Annotated in this window: 15 protein-coding genes; 7 read left to right on the top strand and 8 right to left on the bottom strand. The window is 59.9% G+C overall.

Annotated elements, in window-relative coordinates; all coding sequences use genetic code 11:
- Positions 1 to 4: 4 nt before the first annotated feature.
- Complete coding sequence (locus IU397_RS17115) at positions 5 to 1,108, bottom strand: Gfo/Idh/MocA family protein (RefSeq protein WP_204416094.1); 1,104 nt, start codon at positions 1,106 to 1,108, stop codon at positions 5 to 7.
- Positions 1,109 to 1,219: 111 nt separating this feature from the next.
- On the opposite strand from IU397_RS17115, the gene iolD reads away from it, so the two are divergent.
- The 4 genes from iolD to IU397_RS17095 are packed head-to-tail and all read left to right on the top strand — an operon-like array spanning position 1,220 to position 5,751.
- A complete protein-coding gene (iolD, locus tag IU397_RS17110) occupies positions 1,220 to 3,085 on the top strand; it encodes a 3D-(3,5/4)-trihydroxycyclohexane-1,2-dione acylhydrolase (decyclizing) (protein WP_204416093.1) in 1,866 nt (621 codons plus the stop codon).
- A gap of 3 nt (positions 3,086 to 3,088) precedes the next feature.
- A complete protein-coding gene (iolC, locus tag IU397_RS17105; RefSeq protein ID WP_204416092.1) occupies positions 3,089 to 4,072 on the top strand; it encodes a 5-dehydro-2-deoxygluconokinase in 984 nt (327 codons plus the stop codon).
- A gap of 12 nt (positions 4,073 to 4,084) precedes the next feature.
- A complete protein-coding gene (locus IU397_RS17100) occupies positions 4,085 to 4,927 on the top strand; it encodes a 5-deoxy-glucuronate isomerase (RefSeq protein WP_204416091.1) in 843 nt (280 codons plus the stop codon).
- Entirely contained in the window at positions 4,924 to 5,751 is an 828-nt protein-coding gene (locus tag IU397_RS17095) for a class II fructose-bisphosphate aldolase (RefSeq protein WP_204416090.1), read from the top strand. The genes IU397_RS17100 and IU397_RS17095 overlap by 4 nt, the downstream gene beginning before the upstream one ends.
- A gap of 204 nt (positions 5,752 to 5,955) precedes the next feature.
- Here IU397_RS17095 and IU397_RS17090 read toward each other — a convergent pair whose 3' ends face one another.
- The 7 genes from IU397_RS17090 to IU397_RS17060 form a co-directional block, all read right to left on the bottom strand.
- Positions 5,956 to 6,465 (bottom strand): GNAT family N-acetyltransferase, encoded by a 510-nt coding sequence (locus tag IU397_RS17090; RefSeq protein ID WP_204416088.1) that lies wholly within the window; start codon positions 6,463 to 6,465, stop codon positions 5,956 to 5,958.
- Positions 6,466 to 6,568: 103 nt separating this feature from the next.
- Positions 6,569 to 8,689, bottom strand: a complete 2,121-nt coding sequence (locus IU397_RS17085; protein WP_204416087.1) for a hypothetical protein — start codon at positions 8,687 to 8,689, stop codon at positions 6,569 to 6,571.
- Between the two features lie 195 nt (positions 8,690 to 8,884).
- Positions 8,885 to 10,255, bottom strand: coding sequence for an efflux RND transporter periplasmic adaptor subunit (locus IU397_RS17080; protein ID WP_204416085.1), 1,371 nt, complete (start codon positions 10,253 to 10,255; stop codon positions 8,885 to 8,887).
- Complete coding sequence (locus IU397_RS17075; protein WP_204416083.1) at positions 10,252 to 11,040, bottom strand: efflux RND transporter periplasmic adaptor subunit; 789 nt, start codon at positions 11,038 to 11,040, stop codon at positions 10,252 to 10,254. Before IU397_RS17075 ends, IU397_RS17080 begins: the two co-directional genes overlap by 4 nt.
- A gap of 9 nt (positions 11,041 to 11,049) precedes the next feature.
- Positions 11,050 to 12,582, bottom strand: coding sequence for a TolC family protein (locus tag IU397_RS17070; RefSeq protein WP_204416081.1), 1,533 nt, complete (start codon positions 12,580 to 12,582; stop codon positions 11,050 to 11,052).
- Positions 12,583 to 12,606: 24 nt separating this feature from the next.
- Positions 12,607 to 21,606, bottom strand: coding sequence for a putative Ig domain-containing protein (locus IU397_RS17065; protein ID WP_204416079.1), 9,000 nt, complete (start codon positions 21,604 to 21,606; stop codon positions 12,607 to 12,609).
- A 359-nt stretch (positions 21,607 to 21,965) separates the two neighbouring features.
- Positions 21,966 to 22,499, bottom strand: a complete 534-nt coding sequence (locus IU397_RS17060) for a hypothetical protein (RefSeq protein ID WP_204416077.1) — start codon at positions 22,497 to 22,499, stop codon at positions 21,966 to 21,968.
- 479 nt (positions 22,500 to 22,978) lie between these two features.
- On the opposite strand from IU397_RS17060, the gene IU397_RS17055 reads away from it, so the two are divergent.
- The 3 genes from IU397_RS17055 to IU397_RS17045 all read left to right on the top strand — a co-directional run bounded on the left by IU397_RS17055 (position 22,979) and on the right by IU397_RS17045 (position 26,732).
- Positions 22,979 to 23,491: an RNA polymerase sigma factor gene (locus IU397_RS17055; RefSeq protein ID WP_204416075.1), complete on the top strand. Its 513-nt coding sequence runs from the start codon at positions 22,979 to 22,981 to the stop codon at positions 23,489 to 23,491.
- On the top strand, positions 23,488 to 24,267 hold the full coding sequence (locus IU397_RS17050) for an anti-sigma factor (protein WP_204416073.1): 780 nt from the start codon (positions 23,488 to 23,490) through the stop codon (positions 24,265 to 24,267). The genes IU397_RS17055 and IU397_RS17050 overlap by 4 nt, the downstream gene beginning before the upstream one ends.
- A 146-nt stretch (positions 24,268 to 24,413) precedes the next feature.
- Entirely contained in the window at positions 24,414 to 26,732 is a 2,319-nt protein-coding gene (locus IU397_RS17045) for a type VI secretion system Vgr family protein (protein ID WP_204416066.1), read from the top strand.
- The last annotated feature ends 59 nt before the right edge of the window (positions 26,733 to 26,791 follow it).

The following is a 26,791-nucleotide window of genomic DNA, read 5'->3' as shown; positions in this document are numbered from 1 at the left end:
TCCTTCAAAAATTAACCACATCGACCCAGCGGCCATTTGTGTTGGAGGCATGGGCCGCCGCCACAACCCGGTTCACGTTCAGCCCTTCCTCAAAGGTCGGCCAAGCCGGCTTGCCATCATGGATGGCTTGCAGGAAATCCCGCGCCTCGATGATGATCTGGTCCTGGTAGCCGGTGCCGTGGCCCGGCCCCTGGCAAAAGGGTTCATAATTCGGATGGGCAGGCCCGGTCAGGATCTTGCGAAAGCCCAGTTCAGCCTCCGGTCCATCACTGGTATAAAGCCAGATCGCATTCTGATCCTCCTGATCGAACCGAATGGCGCCTTTGGTCCCGTGGATCTCATAGGCATAGCCCATCTTGCGACCCATCGCGATCCGGCTGAAAAACATGTGGCCCTGGGCGCCATTCTGGAACCGTACCATCATCTGGGCCTGGTCGTCATTGGTCACGGCCACGCCGTCGCGTTCTGCATGCACGGTTTCCACCACTGCATTCAGCCGGGCAATCGGCCCGATCAGGGCATGGGCCGCGTTGATCATATGGGGGGCCAGATCCCCCATCGTGCCATTGGCGGGATGCTCGGTCCGCCAATTGGCGGGCGTTGCCGGGTCGGCCAGGAAATCCTCGGTATGCTCCCCGCGAAACCAGGTGACCGCACCGATCCGCCCCTCGGCCACCAAGGACCGTGCGAATTGCGAGGCTGGCGTGCGGATATAATTGAACCCCACCATATGCACGCAGCCCGAGGCCTGCGCCGCCGCCAACATCGCGCGGCTATCCTCGGGCGTCTCGCCAAGGGGTTTTTCACAAAACACATGCTTTCCGGCGGCAAAGGCGGCTTCCGCAATGTCCCGGTGGGTCGATTGCGGCGAGGCGATCACCACCGCCCCCACGCCCGGATCCGCCACCAAATCGCGCCACTCCGCTGTCCCGCGCGCAAACCCATAGGCCGCGCGATACCGCTCTGCCGAGGCTGCACTTTGCGCGCAAACGACTTCCAACCGTGGACGCAAAGCGGTGTCAAAAACCGCCCCCACCGCCGACATCGCCACCGCATGGGCCTTGCCCATATAGCCGCCGCCGACGATCCCGATACCCAATGTCGACATGCTGCGGCCCTCCCTTCAGAATGTGATTGCAACCGGTTGCAAAACCGGTACTGTCATTTTGTCCGCCCCGTCAACACGCAATTGCACGCCCCTTCAGATCACAGGCTCGCCATGTCCGACCAGACCGTCACGCTGACCACGGCTCAGGCCATCATCCGCTATCTCGCGGCCCAGTACATCATGATTGACGGGGTCAAGACGCGGCTCTGCGGTGGCGGGTTCGGAATCTTTGGCCACGGCAATGTCACCTGTTTGGGGGAGGCTTTGTATGATCACCAGGGCGCCCTGCCGCTGTATCGCGGGCAGAATGAACAGGGCATGGGATTTGCCGCCGCCGCCTATGCCAAGGCCCACCTGCGCCGCCGCTTCATGTTCTGCACAGCCAGCGCGGGGCCCGGCACGACCAACCTTCTGACCTCTGCAGCACTCGCCCATGCCAACCGACTGCCTCTGCTGATGCTCTGCGGGGACACGTTCCTGACCCGCCTGCCCGACCCTGTGCTGCAGCAGCTAGAGCATTTCGGGAACCCGACCGTGGGGGTCAACGATGCGTTCAAATCCGTCAGCCGGTACTGGGATCGGATCACCCATCCCGCCCAGATCATCCAATCTCTGCCGGCCGCGTTGAACACAATGCTCGATCCCGCCGATTGCGGCCCGGCCTTCATCGGCCTGCCCCAGGATGTGCAAGGTTGGACCTATGACTATCCTCTGGGTTTCTTCAAGGAGCAGGTCCATCGCATCCGCCGCCAGCCACCCGACGAAGCCGAGGTTGCCGAGGCCGCCAGTTTGCTGTCCAGCGCCAAACGCCCCATGATCATCGCAGGGGGCGGTGTGCAATATTCCGGTGCCGTGGCCGAATTGACGGCCCTGGCAGAGGCCACCGGCATCCCCGTCGTCGAAACCATCGCGGGCCGGGCGAATATGCGCGACGATCATCCGCTAAACATCGGCCCCATCGGCGTCACCGGTTCGGACTCCGCCAACACCATTGCGGAGGCTGCCGATGTCATCCTCGCCGTCGGCACCCGCCTCCAGGACTTCACGACCGGCAGTTGGACCGCCTTCGCCAGGGATGCCCGGATCATCGGCCTGAATGTCGGGCGCCATGATGCCGCCAAACACCTGTCAACGACAGTGGTCGGCGATGCAAAGCTGGGCCTGACCGCATTAACCACCGCTCTCGGCAGCGACGCCGCGCCTGCGGATTGGACCGCAACCGCCCAGGCCGAGCGCAAAGCCTGGCAAGCCTATGTCGCGGAGAATACCCGTATCGGCAACGGTCCCGCCTCCTATGCCCAGGCCATCGGCGCCGTGAATGCCGCTTGCGGCCCCCGCGACCGGATCGTGGCCGCCGCAGGGGGGCTGCCGGCCGAGGTCACCGCCAACTGGCGCACCCTCGATATCGGCACCGTCGATGTGGAGTTCGGCTTTTCCTGCATGGGTTACGAGATTGCCGGGGGCTGGGGCGCCCGCATCGCCCAATCCGAGGCTGAGCCCGATGCCGATACCATCGTCTTTACCGGTGACGGCTCCTATCTTTTGATGAATTCAGACATCTATTCTTCAGTTTTGACACAGAAAAAGCTGATCATTCTCGTCCTTGATAATGGCGGTTTTGCCGTCATCAACAAACTGCAAAACAACACCGGGAATGAGAGCTTCAACAATCTGCTTTCCGATGCCCCGACGATTCCCGAAGCCTTCGCCGTCGACTTCGCCGCCCACGCCAAATCCATGGGGGCCGCGGCAGAAACGGTGGATAACCCCGCCGGTCTGGCCGATGCCTTCGCCCGCGCCAAGGCCAGCGACAAAACCTACGTCATCGCCATGAAGGTCGACGCCTATGACGGCTGGACCGACAAGGGCCATACCTGGTGGGAGGTCGGGACCCCCCATATCTCTGACCATGCCACGGTGCGCGCGGCCCATGCCGAGATCGAGAGCACCCGCGCCCGTCAGCGCAAGGGCCTGTAATCCATGGAGAACCTTCTGGACGGCATCCGCGCCAATAACTTCATCATTTTGGGGCGCGCGGGCATGGATTTCGTCCCCGACCCGCCCGGAACAAAGACCGAGGATGGCGAGACCTTCACCGCCAGCCTGGGCGGCAGCTCTGCCAATATCGGGGCCGGGATCTGCAAATTCGGCGGCAAGGCTGCCTTGGTGACACGTGTGTCTGATGACAGTATCGGGCGATACTGCGTGAACCAGTTGCGACACTACGGCGTCGATACCCAATATGTGACCCCTGTCGGCGGCGAATACCGCAACTCCCTGGCCGTCTATGAAAGCCGGCTGGACGATCACCAGACGGTCATATACCGCAATGGCGCTGCTGATTTTCAAATGGATATCAGTGATATAGAGGCTGTTCCTTATGCAGATTACGGTGTCCTCATCACGGCAGGTACCGTCTTTGCCGCAGAACCGTCCCGCACGGCCACCTTCCATGCTTTTGACCTGGCCCAAAAGGCCGGTCTTCCCATCATCTTTGACGTGGACTATCGCCCCTATTCCTGGCCCTCGCCGCAAGTGGCCGAGGAGGTGTTGAGCCGCGCCGCCGCCCAATGCGACATGATCGTCGGCAACGACGAGGAATTTGGATTTATGGCAGGTGACGTCGACAAAGGCCGCGCCAAGGCACGGGAATTGGCCGATACGACGGCTGCGATCGTGATCTATAAAATGGGTGAAAAAGGCGCAATAACCTTCTGCGAAGGAAAGGAAATTCGCACGGGTATCTACCCGACAAAAGCTCTGAAACCGACCGGCGCCGGCGACAGTTTCATGGCCGGTTTGATGGCCTCCCTAGCCGCCGGGATGGACCTGAAAACCGCTATCCTGCGCGGATCGGCCTGCGCTGCCATCACCGTTTCAAAACCCGGCTGCGCGCCTGCCATGCCTGACGGTCCGACGCTTGAGGCGTTTCTGGCGGACCATCCCGGCCCCACCACTGTCTAAAGGACCTGCCCCATGCATATCGCCCCCTATGACAACGCCAACACGCCCATTGTGGACGTGGATGACCCCATGGTGCCCTTGAACTATTTCAACATTGTGCATCTGAAACGGGATCAGGCCTTCGACTACCAGGTGCCGGGATACGAGACCTGCATCGTGCCCGCGACCGGCACGGTTGATGTAGAGATCGAAGGCTTCAATGCCGCATCAATCGGCAATCGCACGGTCGATGTGTGGGACGGCGAGCCCGAGGGCGTTTATGTCCCCGCGGGGACAAAAGCCCGAATGATCTGCAAAACGGACAAGGCCGAGGTCTTTGTCGCGGGTGCCAAATATGACCAGGTTTTGGATCCGTTTGCCGTGCGCAGCGATGAGTTGGACAAGGTGCAGTATGGGTCCGATGACACCAAAACGCACCGTAAAATCAAACACATCCTCGGCACCAAATATCACGACAAGGTGGGCCGCTTGCTGGTGTCGGAGTTGTTCACGGTCGGCGCTGGCGGCTGGTCGGGCTTCCCCTCTCACAAGCACGACACCGACCGCCTGCCCGACGAGACGCGCCATGACGAGACCTACAACTTTCGGTTCCGGCCCAATCACGGGTCGGGCGTGCAGATGCTGCAACGCGAGGACGGCAAGCCGGGGGATGCGTATCACATCGTCGATGGCTCCACGATTGTCTTGGATAACGGCTATCATCCCTGCGCGGTTCTGCCGGGTTATGAGATGTATTACTTCACCATTTTGGGCGGGTTAACGCAGCGGTCGCTGGTGCAGTATTTCCAACCCTCCCATGCGGATCAGGTGGAGACCATCCCCGGCATCAAGGACATGATCGCGAAATTCAAATGACGCTGGCAACTCTGAAGGACGTCCTGCAACCCGCTTTGAAACAAAGATATTCTGTGGGTGGGCTGGTCTGTCTGGGCTGGGAGGATATGCGCGCCTATGCCATGGCTGCGGAGGCGGAGGGATGTGCGGTGATCTTGCAGGCGGGTCCAGGCTGCCGTGAACATACACCGCTGCCAGTTTTAGCAAGCATGTTCAGGCATTTAGCGGAGTGTGTTGAAGTTCCCGTTGTCGCACATCTGGACCACGGATATACGGTCGAGGAGTGCCGCGACGCGTTGGATTGCGGCTTCACCTCGGTGATGTTTGACGGCTCCCGCAAGCCGTTGCAGCAAAACATCGAAGAGACAGCGGCCATCGTGGAAATGGCCCATAAATCAAAGGCTTCCTGCGAAGGTGAGATCGGATTTGTGGGCTATGCGGACGGTGAGAATTCGGCCGGGACGGATCCGGAGGAGGCCGCGGTCTTTGCCAGGGAAACCGGGGTGGATGCGATGGCAATTTCGGTCGGAAACGTGCATTTACAACAGGATACAGGCGACGGTTTAGACGAGGCCGGGATTGCTGCCATTCAAGCCCTGACAGACGTACCATTGGTGATCCATGGCGGAAGTGGCGTATCAACTGCGCAGCGTAAGTATCTCTCCAAGAACACAAATATCTGCAAGTTCAACATCGGGACGGAGCTGCGTATGGCCTTTGGCAACGCTTTGCGTGCTGCTGTAAACAGCGATCCAGAGCGGTTTGATCGCGTGGCAGTCCTGAAGGACACCCATGATCCGATGGTGGCCGCCGCCCGAAAGGTGCTGCGCGATCTGAAGGGCTAAGACCGGGTCACATCCGATACAGATCCCATGCACAAACCATACACATCCCATACATACGCTTCGGACGGTGCTGCAGGATTTTGTTAGGCTCTCCGGGCGCTGCAGTCGGAAGGCCACGCAGCTCTCCCAAGCCACGGCTTTGTCGCAATATCTACGAGCGTCGGGAAGGCAAAGGAACCGGACCACCCCCTGCCCGGCGAAACATCATGTCAGTTGCAATGAATACACATTGTTCAGGTACCCTTGGTCGGCGATATGGAAATGAGTTTCTCCGACGTGCTCAAATCCTTGGGCGAGGTAAAAGGCTATGGCCGGAGCGTTTTCTGCGTTGGTTGTGAGCCAGACAGACCCGGCTTCTTTTGCGCGGCAATGATCGAGGGCCGCACTCAATAAGCGTTTTCCAATACCCTTGCCGTGATGACGCGGCTGGACATAGAAAGTTGAGATTTCCATGTCTGAGCAACCGGCCACCGGCGCTACGCTTGCGGAAGACACCCGTATGAAACCGTCAATCCCTTCGTCATTTTCTGAGACACGGAAAAATTGGTTGGGGTCACGTATGAGTTTGCCAATCTTCGACGGCGTGAATTCCTCTAGCGCATAATCCGCGAAGGAGGCGTTTACGCCACGCTTGATATAGGTGCCGATCCACACCTCAATCGAAATCGCGGCGATGCTCGACGCATCTGAAATTGTTGGCGCGCGCAATGTCATGGCCGATAGATGCCCGGTTGTGGGCGCAGGTCAACGCGAAAACCCTGGCATAGCTTCGGGGTATTCCGCGCGTTGTGGCCCCTGGGAAGCTTGTCGGAGCGCCTTATAAGCCGGCTTCGCGGACGAGGACGCGGGCGATTTGTCGGAAGGCGCGGGTGGCGAGGGAGACGGGCTCTCCCTTGATCCGGATGATGCCGCGCACCAAGGTTGGGGATTGCAGCGCGGCAGTATCGGGCGTGGCCGTGACGCGGAACCAATTGTCGATGGGCACGGTATCGGTCTGGGCGTCGGCGATGGTCGCGATGGGACCGCCAGAGGACATCAGAAGTTCACGGGTCTCAAGGGTTTCGGACCGTGAGACGGCGATCTGGGCCAGGGTAACGGCGGTCTTGGGCCGGGCAGGATCGTCGGGAATGAACGTGCCCTGGCGCTGATCACCGAGGAAGACGCGATCTTCTTCGGCGATATAGGCGGTGATGTTGGACTGGGCGGGGTTGACGATACGGGCGAGGAGCGTGGTTTTGGAGACCCAGAGGCCGGGGCGCAGGTCGGGCGCGATGTCAGCCAGAAGGCCCGGCGCCTCGGCCCGGACGGCCAGCTGCCCCTCGGTCTGCTCAAGGGCGGTGAGACGCTCCTGATAGAGCTGACGCTCGGTGGCCAGGATGATGGCGTTTGAGCGATCCTGCGCATCCGATGTCAGGCGGCGGGTCTGCGTGGCGATCCGCGTCAGCTCGGCCTGGGCGGAGGCCTTTTCAGCGGCCAGATCGGGCAGCGTGAAGGTGAAAAGCGGATCCCCGGAGGTGACGGCCTGGCCGATCCGCGCGGTGACCGCGGTCAATTGGGCATCGTGTTTCGGGTAGACGTCGAACTGGGTTCCGACGAAATGCAGCGCGGGCAGCTTCAGCGTTTTGGGCAGCGGCCAGGTACAAAACAGGATCAGCCCCGTGAGGACGGTCAGGGTGGCATAGAAGCGCGGCGCGCGGGCGATCTGGGCGCGGCGGGACCACCATTCGCCTGCTTCACGCAGGATGGGGCGGGCGATGAAGAAGTAAAGCTCGACCACAAAGAGCAGCACGCCCAGCGCCTTGAAGAACAGATGATAGACCAGGAGCGCGATACCGAGGAGCAGGAAGAACCGGTAGATCCAGGTGGCATAGGCATAGGCGATGAGGCGGCGGCGCAGGCCGCGCGGCAGCGGTTCCGGCGCGGGATCCGTGACGCCGAACAGCGCACGGCGCAGGTTCCAGCGGCCAAGGGCGAAGCTGCGGGGTTGCAGGTTCTGGATGCCCCAGAGATCGGATAGCAAGTAATAGCCGTCGAACCGCATGAACGGGTTGAGGTTGACGAGCAGGCTGAGGATCCAGCCTGTGGTGGCGACCATAAAGGCGGCCATACGCAGCGGGCCATCGGGGAGAAACACCCAGAGGAGCGTGGCGATAGCGGCCAGGGCCAGTTCGACGCAGACGCCGCCTGCATCGATCATGACGCGGTCGCGGCGGGCCTTGAGGCGCCAGGCCTCGGACACGTCGGTGTAGAGGATCGGGAAAAGCACCATGAAGGCGATGCCCATTTCGGGCACGCGGCAGCCCCGCCGATGGGCCTGGTAGGCGTGGCCCAGTTCATGGAGCGATTTGGTGACCGCCAGCGTGAGGGCAAGGCCCAGAAGGGAGCCGAAACTGGCCATGGACGTGGCGTAGGACCAGAAGGCCTGGGGTTGGCGGCTGGCCATCCAGAGGCCAAGGAGGCCCAGCGCGATGATTGCATAGGTCGCCGCCCGCGTGAAAAGCGGGGCGACCAGCGGCCAGGTCGCCGTGAGGAACGGTTGCGGGCGGATCAGTGGCACGCGGAAGAACAGGTAGTTGCGAGTGAGCCACTGGAACAGCGTCTTGCGGGTACGGGCGCGCTGATCCGCCAGCGCGCCCGGTTTGCCCGACTGGGTCAGGTGATTGGTGGTGAGGAACTTTTGCACCATTTCGATCACGGTATCGTCGAGGGGCGCGCGGTATTTCTCAAGATAGGCGGCTTTGAGGGCGGCGGTGGTGCGGGTGCCCCAGAGCGACAGAAGGTGAAGCGTCTGGCGGCCCACCTGGAAATAGCGGTGGCGGAGCGGGTCATAGATGACCCAACGCTCACCCCCGTCCTGGCCCGGGGCGCTTTCGCTGATGCGCAGGTCGGTGCGCAGTGCGGGGAGTGGGGCGTCTGGATTGGCGAGGGAGAGGCGCATTAGCGGGATCTGTCCGGTTGATCCCCCGACTGGGAGGCAAAACGATACGATCCACCGAGATGAGGGCGTCGACCGACATGGAGGGCATTGGCCGGTGTTCGCAGGTATCGCCCGGCAGCACCACGGGGCCGCGAGCGGCCGTCAGGTTGGCCGCTCTCCTTTGCGCGTTGGGGGACTGGGAGTATGTCGCACATGCTAGAACCCCGTTGTTTGGCGCAGCCAAGAGAGCGGGCGGCGGAGGACGGCGTACCACAGCGGCACCGTGTCCCCCGATATGCTGGCCATGCCACGGGCGCCAAGGGTGAGCGCGGGGGCGTTGGCGGCGATCTGGGCACGGACGTCGTAGGCCAGGGTGCCGTCGTCCTGCAGGGTGCCGCGGTAGCTGATGCGGGTGATCTGCGCCTCAATGGGCGCGAGTGGATTGGCATCGAGGAAGACCCGCACGGGGGCGTCCTGCGCCATGACGGCCTGGTCGGAGATGGCGATATTAAGAGAGACCTCAAGCCGGGCGGGATCGACCAGTTCCATGATCTGTTCCCCGATGGCGACGGGGCGGGCGACCAGATCACGGGTGTCACCAAAGATCGCCACGCCATCCACATCGGCAGTCACCGTGGCGCGGTTGAGGCGTTGTTCGGCGAGGGCCGCGCGGGCGGTAGCGACGGCGAGCGTCGCCTCTGCCGTTGCGATGTCGCGGGCGACGGACGGATCAAGGAAGGAGCCGCTGCGCAGCTTGGCCAGTTCGGCTTCGGCCACTGCAACCTCCTGCCGGGCGATCTGATGAGCGTTGCGCAATTCGGTGTCTTCGAACCGGAAGAGGGTCTGACCGGTGGTGACGGGCTGGTTGGGGCTGACCGCAATCTCGGCAATGACCCCTTCGAGCGGGGCGGCAACCACAGCGGGATCCCGGCCCGTGATCGTCGCCGGTGCAAGCGCAGTGAGCGGGACGGGCAGGATGCTGGCCAGGGCGAGAGCGACGAGCGCCGTGGCCAGAATTACCTTGCGCGCCAGCCGTGTTTTGCCCGGGTGACGCTTGCCGGTCAGGGCGCGCAGGGCATGGTCGTAGGTGTCGACCAGGTGCCGGGCCAAAGGTTTTTGGCGGTCGAACCACGGGCCTTTTCGAACAAAGAGAAGCCCGCCCGGAGGGCGGCCTTTATGGGGCGCGAACGGCACCCAGAAGAAACCCTTGAATGGGTAGCTGGTGGTGTCATCAATTGCGGGATCAGCGTGTTTCGGCAGAACCCATTGGAGCGGGTCTGGCCCTGCCTCAGCGACGGCGGTGTTCAGCGTTTTTTCCAGCCAAACAATGGCCGGCGCGTTCCTTTCGACCGTGACGATGGCGGAGGCGGCGCGGATCCGCAGGCGGCGCCCGATGCGATAGACGAGGAACGCCTGTTCATAGCCAACCTGATCCTGGCTGGCATTCACCATATGATATTCCAACTCATCCACCGTGGTGATCTGGCGGATCTCAGCCTCTAGCTGTAGCAGGCCAAGGGCATTTTTCAGCTTGTTGTCGCCCTCGGGCTGCGGCGTGATCCGGGCGCGTTTGATCTGGTCATTCATGGCGCGGCAAAGATCGCGCGACCGGTCATTCCCGACAAGATACCCGGCGGCTTTTCGGCAATCGCGGCGCGCAGGCTGATCGTGCGGCTGACGGGATCAATGGCGGCACCGATCTGGGAGACGGCGAGGTCAAGCACCTGTTCGGTCTCGAAGATCTGAAAGCGGAAGGTCGTGCCGGTTTCCAGCCATTTCAGCCAGACCGACGGGACGATCAATTCAACCTCAAGGTTGACATCATCGATGACGGTCAACAGATCTTCGGTGCTGGAAACGCTGGCAAATTCGGCCGTGTGCAGGTCAACGACGCGGCCATCGAATGGTGCCGTGACCGTGCATTGGCGGAATTGCTGGCGCAATGCCTCCGCCTCCGCCTCGGCCCCTTCGGCCTCTGCCTTGGTGACACGCAATTCGCCTTTGGCAACGGCCCCGGCGCGGTCGAGGCGCGCATTGATATCAAACCGGGCCTGGGCGGCGGCCTGGCGTTTTTCGGCGGCGATGATTTCGGCCTGAAGGATGGCGCAATCGATCTCGACCAGAAGATCCCCCGCGTTGAATGCCTCGCCATCGCGTTTGGGCAGGCGGATGACCTGTCCTGCAATCTGGCTGGCGATGCGCACCTGGTTGCGGGATACGATCAAGCCATCGGCGGCCAAACCATCCTGGGCAGCGGCAGGCGCAGCGGCGATACAGGCAAGAACACCCGCCAAAAAATATGTCTGCAATCGACCGATCATGGTCGCTAGAGTGTCGGCAAAAAGGGGAAGGATGGCAATTGTTATCGCCATCCGACACCCCTATCCCGCAGACCGGTCACCACGCTTGCGCCACCATTTCTTTAACACGCGGGACATCTGATCGACGCTTTCATCGCCGGTCAGTTGCGCATCGTAGCTGTCGAGGCCCATGGAAGCATAAAGGTTGGCAAAGGCGTTTTGCATATCGGCAAAGGCCACATCAGCGCGCAATTCGGCCAATAGAAGGCGATAGCGTTCACGGACCCGCTGTTGCTGGGAAACGGCACCGGCATTGAATTCCCGGTCCACCTGGGCCGTCAGGCGGCGTTGGGCGGCCAGGACACGTTCGGCCGTGTGATATTCCTGGTGGATCGACTTGAACCGCTCGCGGCTGACCAGAACCTGGGTGGCCACGGCCTGGGTCAATGCGAGGGCACGGGCGTCGAGCAGTTTGCCCCCCGCCTCAATCGTGCGGCGACGTTCCGGCAGGCGGGCGACCCGGAGAAGGTTCCATGTGCTGCGGGCCCCGGTTGTCACCCAATCATCATTGGCCAGCAGGTCATTGGTGGAAAATTCGGCGCCGAGGAACAGTTCGAGATTCGGCAGCACCTCAAGCGTGGCCACCTGGTCCTCCCGCTTGTTCTTGCGCTGGCGGTAGGTGACCTCTCGCAGTTCCGGACGGTTGAGCATGGCCTGGCGGATCATCTTTTCGGGATCCATGGGCAGGTGCGAATTGTGGCGGCCGCGCTTGGGCAGAACGACGTGGAAATCCTGGCCGATGGGCAGGTTCATCAAGGCGGCAAGCTGGCGTTTGGCGACACGCAGATCGCGCTTGATCGCCTCCACATCTTGCAGGTCTTCGAGGATGTCGCGCTGGAAGGTCAACTGTTCGGTACGGTCGGCTTCCCCACTGTTGATCAGGCCGCTGGACTGGTTGAGGGCGCGTTCCCCTTCGCTTTTGATCTGTTCGATCCGGGCTAGGAGCCTCTGGGCACTGACCGCCCGCCAATAGGAGGTGCGGACGTCTTCAATAATGCGGTTGGTGGCGGCGCGGCGCTGTTCGAGGGCGATCAGAACGTCATCGCCGCGCTGTTGGGAGCGGATATAGGAGATGCCGAAATCGAGGATATCCCAGCTAAGGGTCAGGTCCCCCGTGGTCACATCCCGTTCGGTCGAGCGGCTGCCAAGGCCACCGGGATCTGCGCCATTGGGCAGCGCGATGCTGCGCCCGCCAGGATCGTTGTCGCGTGAGGTGTATTCCGCCCGGGCGATGAGATTGGGCAGCATGTCAAATTCGGACAGGCGCAATTCGCGGCTGCGCAATGCTTCCTGTTTCAATTCCACCTGACGGTCGAGGTTGTATTTGATGGCGCGCGCCATAGCTTCATACAGATTGATGGAGCCTGAAACAGGCTCCTGATCGGCCTGAACGTAGTTGGCCAGGCGACCTGCGGCGATGTTCTGCAATTCAGCCTCGGTCAACGGATCGGGTGTGACCGTCCCACAAGCCCCCACTACAACAACCAATGCCCCGGTCCCCATCAAGCGAATGCGTGAGCCGAGCGCCAGGAGCAATCGTGCGCCATGCGTCATCTTTTTATCCCCCTGCCCCTTGTTTTACAGGGCATTTTCCAAAGACATCCGCTGCCGATCCGACTGTTCCAGGATACTGTCGATCCGTTCTGGAAAAGTTTCATTATTGACCGCCGCGGCTGAAATGCCTGTTAGTGTCGCGCGATTGTCGACGATATCGAGTGTTGCAACAAGATGTGTGTTTGTTCCGTCGTCGTTGTGTTGCGTCAATGACAGACGCGCCGGAACCTCAAGCGCTGCCACATCGACCGCGATAGAGGCGGCCCCGAGCCTTGTGGCACCGTTTGGCAGGATCTGCGCCTGGTCAAGGGAGATCGCGATCCCCTGCCCTTCGAATTCGAAAAACGCCATTGGTCCGGTATTTATCGCACGGATCTCGACAGCGGCCTGTTCACTGTTGCCGCCTTCTAGCACGTTCTCCGTTTCAAGGATTGTGCTTTCCACTTCGGTCGCGTCGAACTCACGCAGCGCTTCCAGGAACAGCCTTTCATCGAATGTGTCGACGTCGCCGATCCCCGGATACCGGTCGATCAGTTCCAAGGTCATGGTGATCGGCAGCCGGGCCACGGTGGGTGCAAGGCCAATGAACACGTCCGGCGTATCGGCAAGCAAGCGGTTGCTGATACCGTCAAGTGACATCGCCCCGTTTATCGCGACCTCTACGGGCATTTCAGCAAACAGGGTGGGCGTGGGCGACAGCGATTTGATCTTGTTGGCGGTCTGATCGACGATGTATTCGACAGCCAGGCGTGGCAGGCCGATATCCTCGATCTCGGGCAAAACATCGGGGTCATGATTATCGAGCAGCGGGTCGCCCAGTTCACGGATCCGCGGATCGTTTTCAAATGGTGGCGCCAGGCCGGGGATCGTCAGCGTGACAGTCGTGGTCGATGTGCCGCCATTTCCGTCAGCAATCGTGTAGGTGAAGCTGTCATTCGCCAGTTGCCCCTGATTCAAGGTGAAGGCACCGTTGGGATCATAGCTGAATGTGCCATCGGGATTCATGGTCAACTGCGCCCCCGACGGCAGGTTGATCGGCACGCCGGGCCCGTATGCGGCCCCGTTGACTTGCGTGACCTGCAGGCGGTCGCCTTCGACATCGCTGTCGGCACTGCCGCCATTGTCATCCAGCACATTACCGGTGACGGGGGTCACGGGATCGGCAGCGAAGGTATCGGGCCGCGCGATGGGCGGATCGTTCACGCCTGTTACCTCGATCCGGATGGTGGAGGTTGCTGTGGCACCATCGGCATCCCGGATCACATAGTCGAGCGTTTCGACCTGTGTGTCGCCAGTACCCAGGCTTTGATACGCCGTGCCGGGGTTGAAGACGAATGCGCCATTGGCTGCGGGTGTCAGTGTGCCACCCGATGGCAGGGTGATCACGCCATTGGTGATCGGGACACCATCGACGCTGACCACCTGGATTGGATCATCCGTGTCGCTGTCATTGGTCAGGATGTTGAGTGGCGTCGGTCCGGCATCTTCGGTGACCGTCAGACGATCCGGCTGAGCATCCGGCAGCGGGTTCGTGACAGACAGCACAAAGCCGGTCGAGATCGCATCACCATCGGCATCCGTGGCGGTCACGGTGATGTTGTAGGGCTGGTTCTGGGAGGCATCGATGGGCACGGTACCCGTAATCTCCCCCGTTGTTGGATTGATCGAAAGGCCGGGGGGCAGGCCCGTGGCAGTAAAGGTCAACGCATCCCCATCGGGATCCGCAAATGAGGAGGCGGTCGGAATGCTGACGCCGGTATCCCCATCGGTGGCATTCACGTCCGGCAAACCCGTGGTCGTGGGGACTGGATTGTTCACGGTCCAGGTGAAGCTGGAGGTCGAGGTATCCCCATTATTATCCGTGACCGTGACGGCCACAGTGTAAGGCGCACCTTGGGAGGCACTGTTCGGGATGTCCCCGGTGATAATCCCGGTGTTCATGTCAATCGAAAGGCCGGGCGGCAAACCGGTTGCCGCAAAGCTGACGGGTGGCGTCGACATGAAATTGGATGAGACATTCAAGCTGATCCCGGTCGTGCCATCATCGTTTGTTTGATTGGGAATCGGCGTGACATTCGTTGGGACCGGGTTGTTGACGCGGAACACGAAGGTATCAGACGTTTGGCCGCCCTCGCCATCATCGGCGGTTACTGTGACGGAATAGGGTTCGTTTGCCGAGGCGTTCAATGCCAAGGTGCCGGATATCACACCATTAGCATTGATGCTCAATCCCGGTGGCAGGCCCGTCGCACTGAAAGCCAGGTCATCATTGTCAGGATCATTGAAATTCGGACCAACATTGAGGGTGAAGGCATCGCCGTCATTCGCCGTCTGATCGGGGATCGGGGTCGCCACGACTGGGTCGATGTTATTGACCGTCCAGGTAAATGTCTCGGTCGCGGTGGCGCCATCTGCGTCGGTGGCGGTCACGGTGACGGTGTAAAACCCGTCATTGTTGGGGCCGCCTTGGGAGTCGCTGTTATCCAGCGGCCCTGTCACATTACCTGCCGCATCGACGGACAGACTGGGCGGCAAACCCGTGACCGTGAAGGTCAGGGCATCACCGTCGGGATCATTGAAACCGTTGAATATATTCAGCGGACCGATGGCTTGCCCGTCTTGATTGACCTGATTGGGTATGGTGGGCGCGGTGGGTTCCGGGTTGGTTACCGTGAGCACGAAGGATTCAGAGACGGTGCCACCCTGATTATCGGTGGCCGTAACCGTGATGTTGAACGGGCTGTCTTGGGAGGCGCTGAGCGGGATTGTACCGTTGCTGGTGATCGTACCCGTGTTCTGGTCGATCACTGCCCAAGGTGGCAATCCCGATGCGCTGAATTGTAATGTGTCGCCATCGGGATCGACAAAGTTGGGGTTGCCTGATGGGTTGGTGACGATTGAAAGCGTGCCACCATCCTGCGCTGTCACGTCATCCAGATCGCTGCTGGTCGGGACCGGGTTGTTGACCTGGATAAAGAAGGTTAGCGGAGTCTCCCCGCCGGAATCGTCGCGAGCGATGATGGTGATGGGATATTCACCATCGTTGTTCGGCCCGCCTTGGGACGCATTGATGGCAGGTGTGCCGGTGATCTGGCCCGTCTCGTTATCGATCGACAGGCCGGTGGGGAGGGATGTGCCAGGGGACAGGAAGAAATCGATATCCTCCCCCTCGATATCGGTAAAGGCGGGGGCAACTTCGATGGGCTGGATCGTGACCCCGTCAACCTCCACCTCATTGAGGACGATACCAACTGCCACCGGAGGATCGTTCACCGGCGTGATGCTGATATTCAGGGTGGAACTGGCCTGCAGACCGCCAGGATCCTGGGTCACGTAAGCCACTTGCGGCACGGCCCCGTCATAGTTTGCCGCGGGCAGGAAGGTCGCCGTCCCGTTCGAATTTATCCGCAACGTCCCGATGGCCACATTCCCCGCCCCGGTCAGGGCAATATCGGTGTTCAGCGTGATCGGATCGGGCGTGCCATCGCCATCGATATCGACCGTTGCGGAGGCAATGGTGAGCGTGTCGCCATCTGCATCGGTATCGTTGCCAACCAGGTTGACGCTGCCGGGACTGGGTTGATCCTCTGTCACGGTGAGGTTGTCCGGCACCGCCACCGGCCCGTCATTCACGTCACGGAACAAAAGGTCTCTGGTCAGCGGGACCGCGTTGCTCCCATCGGCGTTCAGCGCCGGAACGCCTGCCAGATTGAACTGATCCACAGTCGTACCGGTCGTGTCGACATTCTGGTCATTGACGTCGAAGCCATCGTTATTGTTGATACCTTCAAAGACATCGAGCAGACCGTCCTTATCCGTGTCCCCACCCGATGCGCTGGCCGGGCCGCCATCGCCGCGTTCGGCTACATCGTCGGTGCCGTCACCATCGGAGTCCGCGTCCAGATAATCGGCTGTCGTGTCGCTATCCGTATCAACGAGGTCGAGCCCGTTGCTTCCCGCACCGTTCGGATTGCCGGTGGGCGTGTCGTCATAGGCATTATCCAGGCCGTCCCTATCGGTATCGTTGCCGGTTGGCACGATGTAGCCTTGGGTGGTCTGGGCCTCGATATTATCGGTGATGCCATCATTATCCGCATCGATATCCCGGTGATCGGCGATCCCATCGCCATCACTGTCGATCCCGCTGGCGATCCGCAACACAACGCCGCTGCCGCGGATCGCATTCGTGATCGACCCAGTGACCGTGGTAGAGCCCGGATCTGTGACATTGACTAAAGCGCCACCCACAGCGGCATCGGTGCCGCCGAAATCTGCAATCTCGGTCCCTTGATTGAAGGTGAAATTGGCCCCACTGGCACCGGTATTGGCAAGAACCAGCAGGCTATCGCCGGGTTCCGTTATCACCGGACCGCTGGTGAAATTCGTGTTACCTGAGCCGGGGGTTTCAAATGTGCTGGCCGGAAAGACCGTCTGCTGGTCGGCATTTTCCAGCGTGGTGACAAAGCCCTGGAAGCGCTGGCTGCCGCCTTGGGCTGAGATCTGGAGGGTTGGCGACCCTGACAGGCCCGCCACTTGCGCCTCGGTCAAGACATAGGTGGCCAGGTAGTTGTTGCGCTGGTTGTTACCCGGATCGCCGTAGTTGAGGGCGGTTTGCTCCAACTGAACGCCCCCGAAGGTCACCGTGGCATTTTGGGTCGTGCCCGTCCCGTTACCGATCAGATATTCGGAACTGACGACAACGACGACAAGGCGGTTATCCCCGGCATCCGGTGTGTAGGGTCGACTGACCACGCTTTGATCCCCGGGGAAATCAAACGTTTCAAGGCCCAGCACTTCGACCGGTTCCTTTTCTTCGGTATCGATGATGCCGTCGTTGTCATCGTCAATATCGACAACGTCGATGACCCCGTCACCATCCGTATCAGTCGCATCGTCGGCATCGCGGAAATCAAGGTCCTGGACCAAGGGGATGATGCTGCCGCTTACGGCGTCATTATCAGTGTCCGGCAGCGTCGTATCCAGGGGCAAAACCCCATCATTGACGTTGTAGCCATCGTTTGGCGTGTTTCGCTCATAATCGTCGAGCAGACCATCCCCATCCGCATCCGCGGAACTTGTGGCTGCCGTGAGACCGGATTCCGCCTGATCGCTGGTGCCATCGCCATCGCTGTCCTCATCCAGATAGTCCGGCGTATCGTCGCTATCGGTATCAACCACGACCAGGCCAACGCTCGCACTGCGTCCCTTGTCGGTGTCATCGTCATCGTAGGCGTCATCCAGGCCATCCTGGTCGGCATCATTGCCCGACGGCGCTATGTAGCCATCGGTCAACTGCGCCTCCAGGTTGTCGGTGATCCCGTCATCATCGCTGTCAAGGTCTAGGTAATCCCCCAAACCATCGCCGTCGCTGTCCAGCACAGGGCGCAGTTTGACAAAGAACACGGAGTCAAAGTTCGGCGAAGTCGTGACGACCTGAAAATTGCTGACAGGATTTGTGGACTGCCAGCGAAAACGTTCGTCATTGCCTGGAACATTCGATGTGCGGGTGACGCTGTATTCATTGCCGTCCTGGCTGGCGACATAACCCGGATTGAGGTCCGACAGGAATTTGTATGGCGAGCCGTCAAGGCTGACGAGGCCGTCAGAATTCCGACCGGTGATGAACCGACCATGTTCGATGTCGACAAAGGTTGCCACAGTGCCGGTGATCTTGAACTCTGGCCCGTTATTGGTGGCCGTACTTCCTGAGATGAAGACGTTATTACCGACATTGGCCGCGACAATCTCAACAATGACGCTGCCGGCGGGCAGCCCGAATTGAGCGCTCACATCGGTCGGAGGCACATCAACATCGGCCGAATTCGCCGTGAGACCGAACAGGGCTGGCGTGAGAGTAACGGGATCCCCGAATTCCTCAATATCGATGATACCGTCATTGTCAGCGTCGATATCAAACCCGTTGGCGATGCCGTCATTATCCGCATCATTGTCGCGAAAGTTCAGATCGATACTACCGGCAACAGCGTTTGAACCATCTGCATTCAGCGCGCCATCGCGTGGAAAGGCGAAATTGGTATTGGTCGCATCGAGGTTTTCATCATTGACGTCAAAGCCGTCATCGTCGTCGGCGCCTTCATAGTCATCCAGCAACCCATCCCCGTCAGTATCATCTGTCGAGGTGGCAGCAGCCTGCCCGCTTTCCTGTTGATCGGTGGCGCCATCATTGTCGCTATCGGTATCGACGTAATCCGGAATGGAGTCCCCATCGGTATCCACAGGTGTGAACCCGGACCCGAAATTATCATCCAACCCGGCAGTGGTGTTATCGTTTATGTTGGCACCGATGCCCGAGGGGGCCTGATAATTGTTGGTCGCCTGGGCCTCGACCGTGTCGGTGATGCCGTCATTGTCACTGTCGATATCCAGCGAGTCCCGCAGACCGTCGCCGTCGGTATCCACAAAGGCGCGACCGGTGAAGGTAAAGGAGTTCGGGTCGATCCCGGTTTCCTGTTCGCTGTTGATGACCCGGCTCCACCGGATCTCTGTCAGGCCCTCACCGTCGGTTGACTGGATACTGATCGAGCCAAAGGCGTCCCGCGACCGGTTGCCGGTGGTCGCCGGATTTGAATCCTCCAGCCGCCGGGTCAGCGGGTCATAGGTCGCTTCGGTCCCGCCCGTTAGCAGGCTTTCCGCATGATTGCCGGTGAACTGATAGGCGGCACGGTCGGCATTGGCAAAATGCAATGTCAGTTCGGTCACCGGCGCCTCAAAGGTCATCACGTAATCGACACGGCCCGTGCCCGGTACGCTGCCGGTTTCGATCCGGTTGGTGAAGATCCCGATACCGGCCTGATTTTCCGAGAAAACCGGCGGGTCATTATAGCTGTTGGAACTTTCGCGGAACCCCAACCGTGTGAGCCGCAGCTGGTTGGGATTGTTCCCCGGTGCCTCGGTCACCGTGAGGGTGGCATTCACACCATCCAGCAGAATGTCCTGGATGGTCGCCGTATCTGTTACGGTATCGCTAAAGTTGGTGGAACTGATCCGCGCGTTTGAATTGTCGATAAAGGCGACATCAGTGCCCTGATCCTCGACCGTGTCGAGGATCCCGTCGTTATCATCATCAGGATCGGTTCTGTCAGGCGTGCCGTCGCCATCGCTATCCATGTCATTCTGGGCGTCGCGGTAGTCAAGATCACTGACCAGCGGCGTGATCGAACCCGACACCGCATCCTTATCACTATCGGTCAGGGTACCATTCAGCGGAACAACACCATCATTGGTGTTGTAGCCGTCATTGGTGCTGCCATTCTCAAAGACATTCAGCAAGCCATCCTGATCAGTGTCGGTCGTGTTGGAGACAGCGCCAAACCCGGCCTCAACCTGATCCAGCAGACCGTCGCCATCGGAGTCGCGGTCAAATATATCGTCCGCGCCGTCACTATCTGTATCTACCGGATCAAGGCCGTTGCTGCCTGCACCGTTCGAATTGCCGTTCGGCGTGTCGTCATAGGCGTTATCCAGGCCATCCTGGTCGGTGTCGCTGCCCGACGGCGCGTCGTAGCCAGCGGTGGTTTGCGCCTCGATATTGTCGGCAATGCCGTCATTGTCGCTGTCGAGGTCAAGGCTATCGGGTCGCCCGTCGCCATCATTATCCACAAGGGTCGAATACCCGATGGCATACATCCCGATCGTGACGGTGCCCGCCCGCCCATCGAATTTGGCACTTTTTATCCGCAGCTCGGTAATCGGCTCATCAATTGTAAGGGTCAGATTGTTGACTGTTGGATCCAGACCACCCGCACCATTCGTCGTCTGATATCCCGGGCCGTTCGCGTCTGAGAAAAAGACCAGATCCGGGTCGATGGCCGAAAAGTTCGATGCACTAAGCGGGACAGGCGTCGTGCCGTTGAACGCCTGGAACTGCACGGCATCGGAATTGTTCAAACCACCGACGATCATGGAGAAATCGACAACCGGGTTGTCAAAACCAAACGAATACGTCGCGAAGTCGTTGCCAGAAAAATCTGTATTGGTGGGCTGGGCCTCAAAGATCTCGTCGACACCGAAACCGGAAGAGAAGCGGATACCGCGGGACCCGTATGTGGTGCTGCCGTTCAGGGTAGAGTTGAACGTCATGGTGTTTGAGCCATCATCCGCCAGACCGGTCAGCGGTAAGCTGCCTTGAATGCTTTGCCCGGTCGGGTAGACCCCGTCATTCAATGGGGTGGTCGCCGATTGGGTGAAGCGAACCGTTTCGTTTTCATCAAGGATGCCATCGCCGTCATCATCGATATCGTCTGGATCATCGATTCCGTCGCCGTCCGTATCGACGAGCAGTCCGCCAAAGGCCTGCGCCGCGACCGTCTGAGACTCGATCATGCCGGCACCAACCTCAAGCACCCAGTCACCGTTCAACGCGGCGGCTCCGGTCAGGTCGGAGGATGCGGCGATATCAGCGCCCGTTGCCTCTGCCAGCGTGGTCACGGCTTCGCTATCCGCGCCGAAGTTGCAGCCATAGACCAGAATGTCACCCTGATCCGACAGCGCAGTGCCAATTTGGGCCAAGGCATCGGCATGTTGGCCAACCATGCTATCTGCGGTCAGCGCAGTGGCCCCGAGGTCGAGCCGACCCGCATCGCCGTGGCTGACAATGTGGATCGTGTCGATATCGGAGCGTCCGGTCAACGTGTCGGCGATCTGGTCAACACCATCCGTCGATGGATCCAGAACGTGGATTTCCGCCTGATCGCTGAACGCATCCAGCAACGCGGCATCCTGCGCCAGATCGGCATCGATGAATACGACATCGGTGGTGTCCGAAGCGCTTTGACCGGCAAATGCACCTGCCAGCTTTTCGGTAGCGTCAGATTGCGCGCCATCATCTGCAACCGGGGCCGTGTCGTTCAGATCCGAATTCTCATCGGTTTCGCTGTCAAAGGCCACACCGGCCGCCGCATCGAAGACGATGCGCGGCTCAAGGGCCAGCAATTCCCGCTCAAGGCGAGTACAGGCCAAGTTGTCTACAGATGTCAGACCGTCGCGGCTGCCTAGAAAACCCATTTCACGCTCATTATTCGATAGTTAACATTTTTATTTGCCGCATTTTTGGAGGCTGCAAGTCAACCTGTATTTGTATATGTCCACCACTCAGCAGCGTTTGGTGACCCAACGGCATCTTCCTTTTGTGGACAAATCCATAAAGTACTGTGGTTTTTGAAGTTTTGATTAACAATGGCATCTTCACATCACGGCAGACCTGTGCCGATCAGAAGCATCCCAGGGCATCGCGTTAAGGGGAACAATCCGCGGGTCGCGTCACACGAGCGGCATCCGCCAGCCCGCAAAACGAAAGCCCCGCCCAAAGCGTCACCTTTGAGCGGAACGTTCAATTCTGGGGCGGCGAGGCCGCAGTGATAAAGTTAGTAGGAGAAGCCCTGGCCGCTTTGGATCGCCGTGCGCAGAGACACTTCTGACCAGGTTTCGCGACCGCCACGGGCCCGGATTTCGCGCAACTGGCCGCGGGCGCCGTCAATATCACCCTGCATAACCATCCCCTGCCCCATGTAGGAGCGGGCCAGCAGATTGTTGGGATCAGCCGTCAACGCGGCTTGGTAATAGGTCATGCCCTGTTCGACCCGGCCAGCCTTGCGGTGGGTGAAGCCATAATAGGTCAGAACGCGGCTTTCAGACTGATCCGACATTTCAGCCAGCACCGTCAGCGCGTCATCATAGCGACCAGCATAGGCCAACTCGCGAGCGGCCTGGTACAGACCATCATCGCTCAAGCTGCTTTCCTTGGGCGCGACACATTTGCGCACCTTTTCATCAAAGATCAGGCCGGTCTGGCAGACCGTCGTGGTCTTGGTCGATTTCGGAGGGGTGGCGCTGGAACTGCCAGCCGCAATGGCGGTAACCGGGGCAATCAAGGCGAGGATCACAACAAGAGAACGCATTACATTTCCTTTCAAGGACGTCGTTTTAAAACATGGAGCAACCAGCCTGCTCAACAAGATCGCTTCCTGCTCCATCTGGTCTATTCTCCACAGCGTCACCGAACGGGGCCGACATACTGGTTACGCGTTGGGATGGACCATCTTGGTGACTGGCCGGCCCCCGTCAGTGCCGCTGTGACAGGGATACGGACCAGGGTTGTGGTTTATTTCATCGGGATCCGATTTTTTTTGATCACAGCGGCGTGAGCGGACTTTTCCGCAAATGACGGAATATTCGCCGCCCCGCAGACGTAGTACAGGCAGAGACAACTCAGACGGTGATTAGTGTGACTTTGGCTGCAACTGTGGATGGCATGTCCCTGGCGGGACCGATAGCAAAGCCGCATTTCGCGACTTCCATGGCACCATGGGTTGTCAGCGATCAGAAAACGGGTGATGTGTGGCACCCGGCAGGGGATGCTGAACAAAAAGACGAGGGTATGGTGAGCACCCCTGAGCGCTTTAAATCCGATCTGATCTCGATGCTGCCGCGGCTAAGGCGGTTTGCCATGACCCTGACCCGGTCCGCCGCGGATGCAGATGATCTGGTGCAGGATGCCTGTGCCACCGCCCTTTTGAAGTGGTCCTACTATGACCCGACCCAACCGCTGGATCGCTGGGTTTTTCGCATCCTGCGCAACCAGTGGATCAGCGAAACACGCAAGCGCAAGGTCCGCGTTGGCCAGGGCCAGATTCCCGCCGATGAAAGTCATGAACTGGTCGCGCGGGAGGATTCGGATACGACCTTGATGGCGCAACAGGTGGTGGCCCATGTAAGCACATTGCCTGCCGAATTGTCCGAACCGCTTATGCTGGTCTGTTCAGAAGGATATAGCTACCGGGAGGTGGCAGATCTGTTGGAAATGCCCATAGGCACGGTAATGAGCCGCATTCACCGCGCCCGAAAGGAACTGTCCGCTTTGCTGAGCCCTGCCGAGGGGGCAACGCCATGACCGATCTTTCCGTAAAGCTGAGCGCTTTCCTCGACGGCGAATTGGGACCGGACGAGACTGACGAGATCACTGCCCTGCTGGAAACCGACCTTGAGGCCCAGGCCGAACTGGAACGGTTGATGGAGGCCGATGACACCGCCAGCAGCATGTTTGACGAGATGCTGGAGACGCCGGTGCCCATCGGTCTGGCCCAAAAACTGCGCGACATGCCTGTTGATGAAATGGTCGCTGTCGGGCCAAGCTGGTCGGGGCGCATCGCAGCCGGTCTGGTCCTGTTGGCCTTGGGCAGTGCTGGCGGATATTGGGGGGCGCAAAACCTTGGTCCCGGCACCGTGACGGTCGCCAAGGCCAGTTGGCTGGATGACATCGCCGATTATCACGAGGTCTACGCGCAACAGGTCCGGCACCTGGTCGAGGTGCCCGCCAGCGAGGCTGATCACCTGAAAGCATGGCTGGGCAAAACGGTGGGGACGTCGTTCAACATCCCCGATCTTGCGGAATATGGTCTGACATTCGAAGGCGGTCGGCTGCTTGTTGCCGGTGGCAAGCCCGTGGCGCAGCTCATGTATCGCAAGGCGGATGGAACGGTCTTTGCGCTATGCTTTCAAGCCAATGAACCAGGCGCAGCGCCCGGTAAGCCGTCTTTCAATGAAAGCACACGACGCGGATTTGACTTTGTTTCATGGGCCAATGGCGGTGGTCGCTATGTCGTGATCGGGCCGGAAGGGGCGCCAGATCTCAACGGTATTGCCCAGTCAGCCGCGCTTTCAATCTAAGCGGGATCTATTTCCAAAACGGCACCCGATTGTCTCCATAAATGCGATGCCGGGGCTTAAGTTGTTCATGGGCCATACAACTTGTTGTTTTTGTGTGAGTGGTTAAATGTTGTGATAATCATTTTGATCACAGCGAGTTTGCCACCATGAATATCCAACCGACGCAAGACCGCCGGATCGGGCGTCTTGATACCGTCCTGGGCGAAGACAACCTGCTGCTTCACCGCATGGACGGGCATGACCATGTGAACGACCTTTACGAATACCGGGTCGAAGCACTGAGCACGACACCGGACCTCAACTTCGACGCGATCCTGGGCACACATGCCACCGTAACGCTTTTCACGCAGGACAACGGTCCGGCCAACTTTGACGGCATCGTGACACAGGCCCGGTGGGTGGGGGTCAACGACTCTGGCACGATTTACGAGTTGATGCTGCGCCCTTGGTTCTGGCTCGCCGGAAAGCGGCGCAACCAGCGGATCTGGCACGAAAAGACCGTGGAAGAGATCCTGGACGAATTGCTGGGTGAATATGCCTATACCGGTGATCAGACTTACGAGAATAAACTGACCGGCAGTTATCCGACGCTGGAATACACCGTGCAGTACCGGGAAAGCGACCTAGATTTCGCGTGCCGGATGATGGAACGGTTCGGGATCTCCTACCATTTCGTCCATGGTGAGGGCTTTCACACACTGGTCCTGACCGATGAAATGGCAGGCTTTGCAGTTGTGGATGGCGGTAGCCGCGAGTTCATTGATCTACAGCACCGCACCAATGTCGAACGGGAGCATTTCTGGGAATGGGCCGCGGCCCGCGGGATGACCACCGGTGCAGTACGACTGACAGACTACAATTTCAAAACCCCCAGCGTGGCGATGGAGGTCGATCAGGCCGGTGATGCCGGTTACACCCACGGCAAGATCGAAAGCTTTGATTACCCAGGTATCTATCCCGACCAGGGCCAGGGGTCTGGCGTCGTCTCAACCCGCACCATGCAGGAGCGAAGCGGCGATTTCCGGCAAGCGGCCAAAGGGGATGTCATGAGCATGCGGGCGGGCAACCGCGTGGTACTTGACGGCAAGCATGCGCCAGGTGGCGCGGGCGTCGAATATCTGTGCCTCGGCGCGACCCATGCGTTTCAAAACCAGGGCTATACGTCTGGCGGTGGTGATCACGGCGATGTCTATTCGGCCACCTATGAGATGACGCCAACCGCGGCCCCGTTTGCCGCCACTTGCAAGACGTGCCGCCCCATCGTTCATGGCCCGCAAACCGCCGCCGTTGTCGGCGAGGGGGAGATCGATTGTGATGAGTACGGCCGTATCCTCGTTAAGTTCCACTGGGACCGGGAAGAGGCTTATTCCATGCGTTGCCGGGTCAGCCAGAACTGGGCGGGCAAAGGTTGGGGCGGCATGGTCATCCCGCGCATCGGGATGGAAGTGGTGGTCGAATTCCTGGAAGGCGACCCTGACCAACCCCTGGTCACAGGCTGTGTCTTTAACGGCAATAACGATGCCCCCTATCCCCTGCCCCAGCACAAGACCAAATCGATCCTGCGGTCGGATTCCCATCAGAGTTCGGGCTACAACGAAATCTCGTTCGAGGATGAGGCCGGGCGCGAGAACGTCTTTGTCCACGCCCAAAAGGATCATACCGTCAAGGTGCTGAATGACATGAGCGCCAACGTTCTTGCCAACCGGCTGGACAGCGTGGGCAACAACGTCTCGCTCACGGTCGGGGCAAACCAGTCGGTGCGTGTGGGTGCGAACTCCAACACCATGGTGGGCGGGGCCGGTGCCGGGTTGCTGAAAATGCTGGCACCCCTTGTGGGCGCAGGCGGGAAATTCCTGAAAATGGGTGCCAACAAGGTCGGCGCCAGTGGCGGCGGCCTTCCTGGCTTTGCCGGTATCGTCCAAGGCGTGGGTGAGGCCCCGAAAGAGCTGGCCGCCATCATGAAAAAGGGCACGTTTTCGCGCTCAAGTGCCCATAAGGAAGATGCCGGCGCAGATCAGGCGGCCACGGCGGCCTCCCTTGGCGGCTTGCTCAGCTCGATCATGCCCGCCACCGGGACATCCTCCACGACGGTGGAGAAGTTCCGAGCCGATACAACCGGTCTTGCCTCAACCGAACATGTGGGCATTGCCAAGAACACGCTGGTAGGCGGCGTCTTCACCACCAGCGTGGGCCAAAAGATGATCACCCGCGTCGGCGATAGCATCGATACCGAAGCCAAGGGCTCGATCTTCACCCGCACGGTCAAACACACCTTGCAGGCCAAGGAAAAGTTCATCATTGGTGGCCCAGGCGGCACAATTATCATCGACAGTTCGGGCGTGACGATCAAGGCAACCCACTTCAAGGTCAAGTCGCCCAAGGTCGACTTCACCAGCGGTGCTCCCGATCAGGTCGATGCCCTGAAATCCGACAAGCCTTTTGCCCAGGATTGTAAAGGCAAGTGACGGTCTGCATCCTGACAATCCGCCAGATGACCGCGAGTTGCGGTCACCACTCTGTCCGT

Source organism: Actibacterium sp. 188UL27-1 (assembly GCF_016901225.1).
Classification (GTDB): domain Bacteria; phylum Pseudomonadota; class Alphaproteobacteria; order Rhodobacterales; family Rhodobacteraceae; genus 188UL27-1.
The sequence above is the reverse complement of the archived record's forward strand: the minus strand, read 5'-3'. Positions and strand labels throughout refer to the sequence as shown.

What these genes read in the sequence shown, in the direction of transcription:
- IU397_RS17115 (WP_204416094.1), bottom strand. Translation starts at nt 1,108, where the DNA reads ATGTCGACATTGGGTATCGGGATCGTCGGCGGCGGCTATATGGGCAAG.
- iolD (WP_204416093.1), top strand. Translation starts at nt 1,220, where the DNA reads ATGTCCGACCAGACCGTCACGCTGACCACGGCTCAGGCCATCATCCGC.
- iolC (WP_204416092.1), top strand. Translation starts at nt 3,089, where the DNA reads ATGGAGAACCTTCTGGACGGCATCCGCGCCAATAACTTCATCATTTTG.
- IU397_RS17100 (WP_204416091.1), top strand. Translation starts at nt 4,085, where the DNA reads ATGCATATCGCCCCCTATGACAACGCCAACACGCCCATTGTGGACGTG.
- IU397_RS17095 (WP_204416090.1), top strand. Translation starts at nt 4,924, where the DNA reads ATGACGCTGGCAACTCTGAAGGACGTCCTGCAACCCGCTTTGAAACAA.
- IU397_RS17090 (WP_204416088.1), bottom strand. Translation starts at nt 6,465, where the DNA reads ATGACATTGCGCGCGCCAACAATTTCAGATGCGTCGAGCATCGCCGCG.
- IU397_RS17085 (WP_204416087.1), bottom strand. Translation starts at nt 8,689, where the DNA reads ATGCGCCTCTCCCTCGCCAATCCAGACGCCCCACTCCCCGCACTGCGC.
- IU397_RS17080 (WP_204416085.1), bottom strand. Translation starts at nt 10,255, where the DNA reads ATGAATGACCAGATCAAACGCGCCCGGATCACGCCGCAGCCCGAGGGC.
- IU397_RS17075 (WP_204416083.1), bottom strand. Translation starts at nt 11,040, where the DNA reads ATGGCGATAACAATTGCCATCCTTCCCCTTTTTGCCGACACTCTAGCG.
- IU397_RS17070 (WP_204416081.1), bottom strand. Translation starts at nt 12,582, where the DNA reads ATGACGCATGGCGCACGATTGCTCCTGGCGCTCGGCTCACGCATTCGC.
- IU397_RS17065 (WP_204416079.1), bottom strand. Translation starts at nt 21,606, where the DNA reads ATGGGTTTTCTAGGCAGCCGCGACGGTCTGACATCTGTAGACAACTTG.
- IU397_RS17060 (WP_204416077.1), bottom strand. Translation starts at nt 22,499, where the DNA reads ATGCGTTCTCTTGTTGTGATCCTCGCCTTGATTGCCCCGGTTACCGCC.
- IU397_RS17055 (WP_204416075.1), top strand. Translation starts at nt 22,979, where the DNA reads ATGGTGAGCACCCCTGAGCGCTTTAAATCCGATCTGATCTCGATGCTG.
- IU397_RS17050 (WP_204416073.1), top strand. Translation starts at nt 23,488, where the DNA reads ATGACCGATCTTTCCGTAAAGCTGAGCGCTTTCCTCGACGGCGAATTG.
- IU397_RS17045 (WP_204416066.1), top strand. Translation starts at nt 24,414, where the DNA reads ATGAATATCCAACCGACGCAAGACCGCCGGATCGGGCGTCTTGATACC.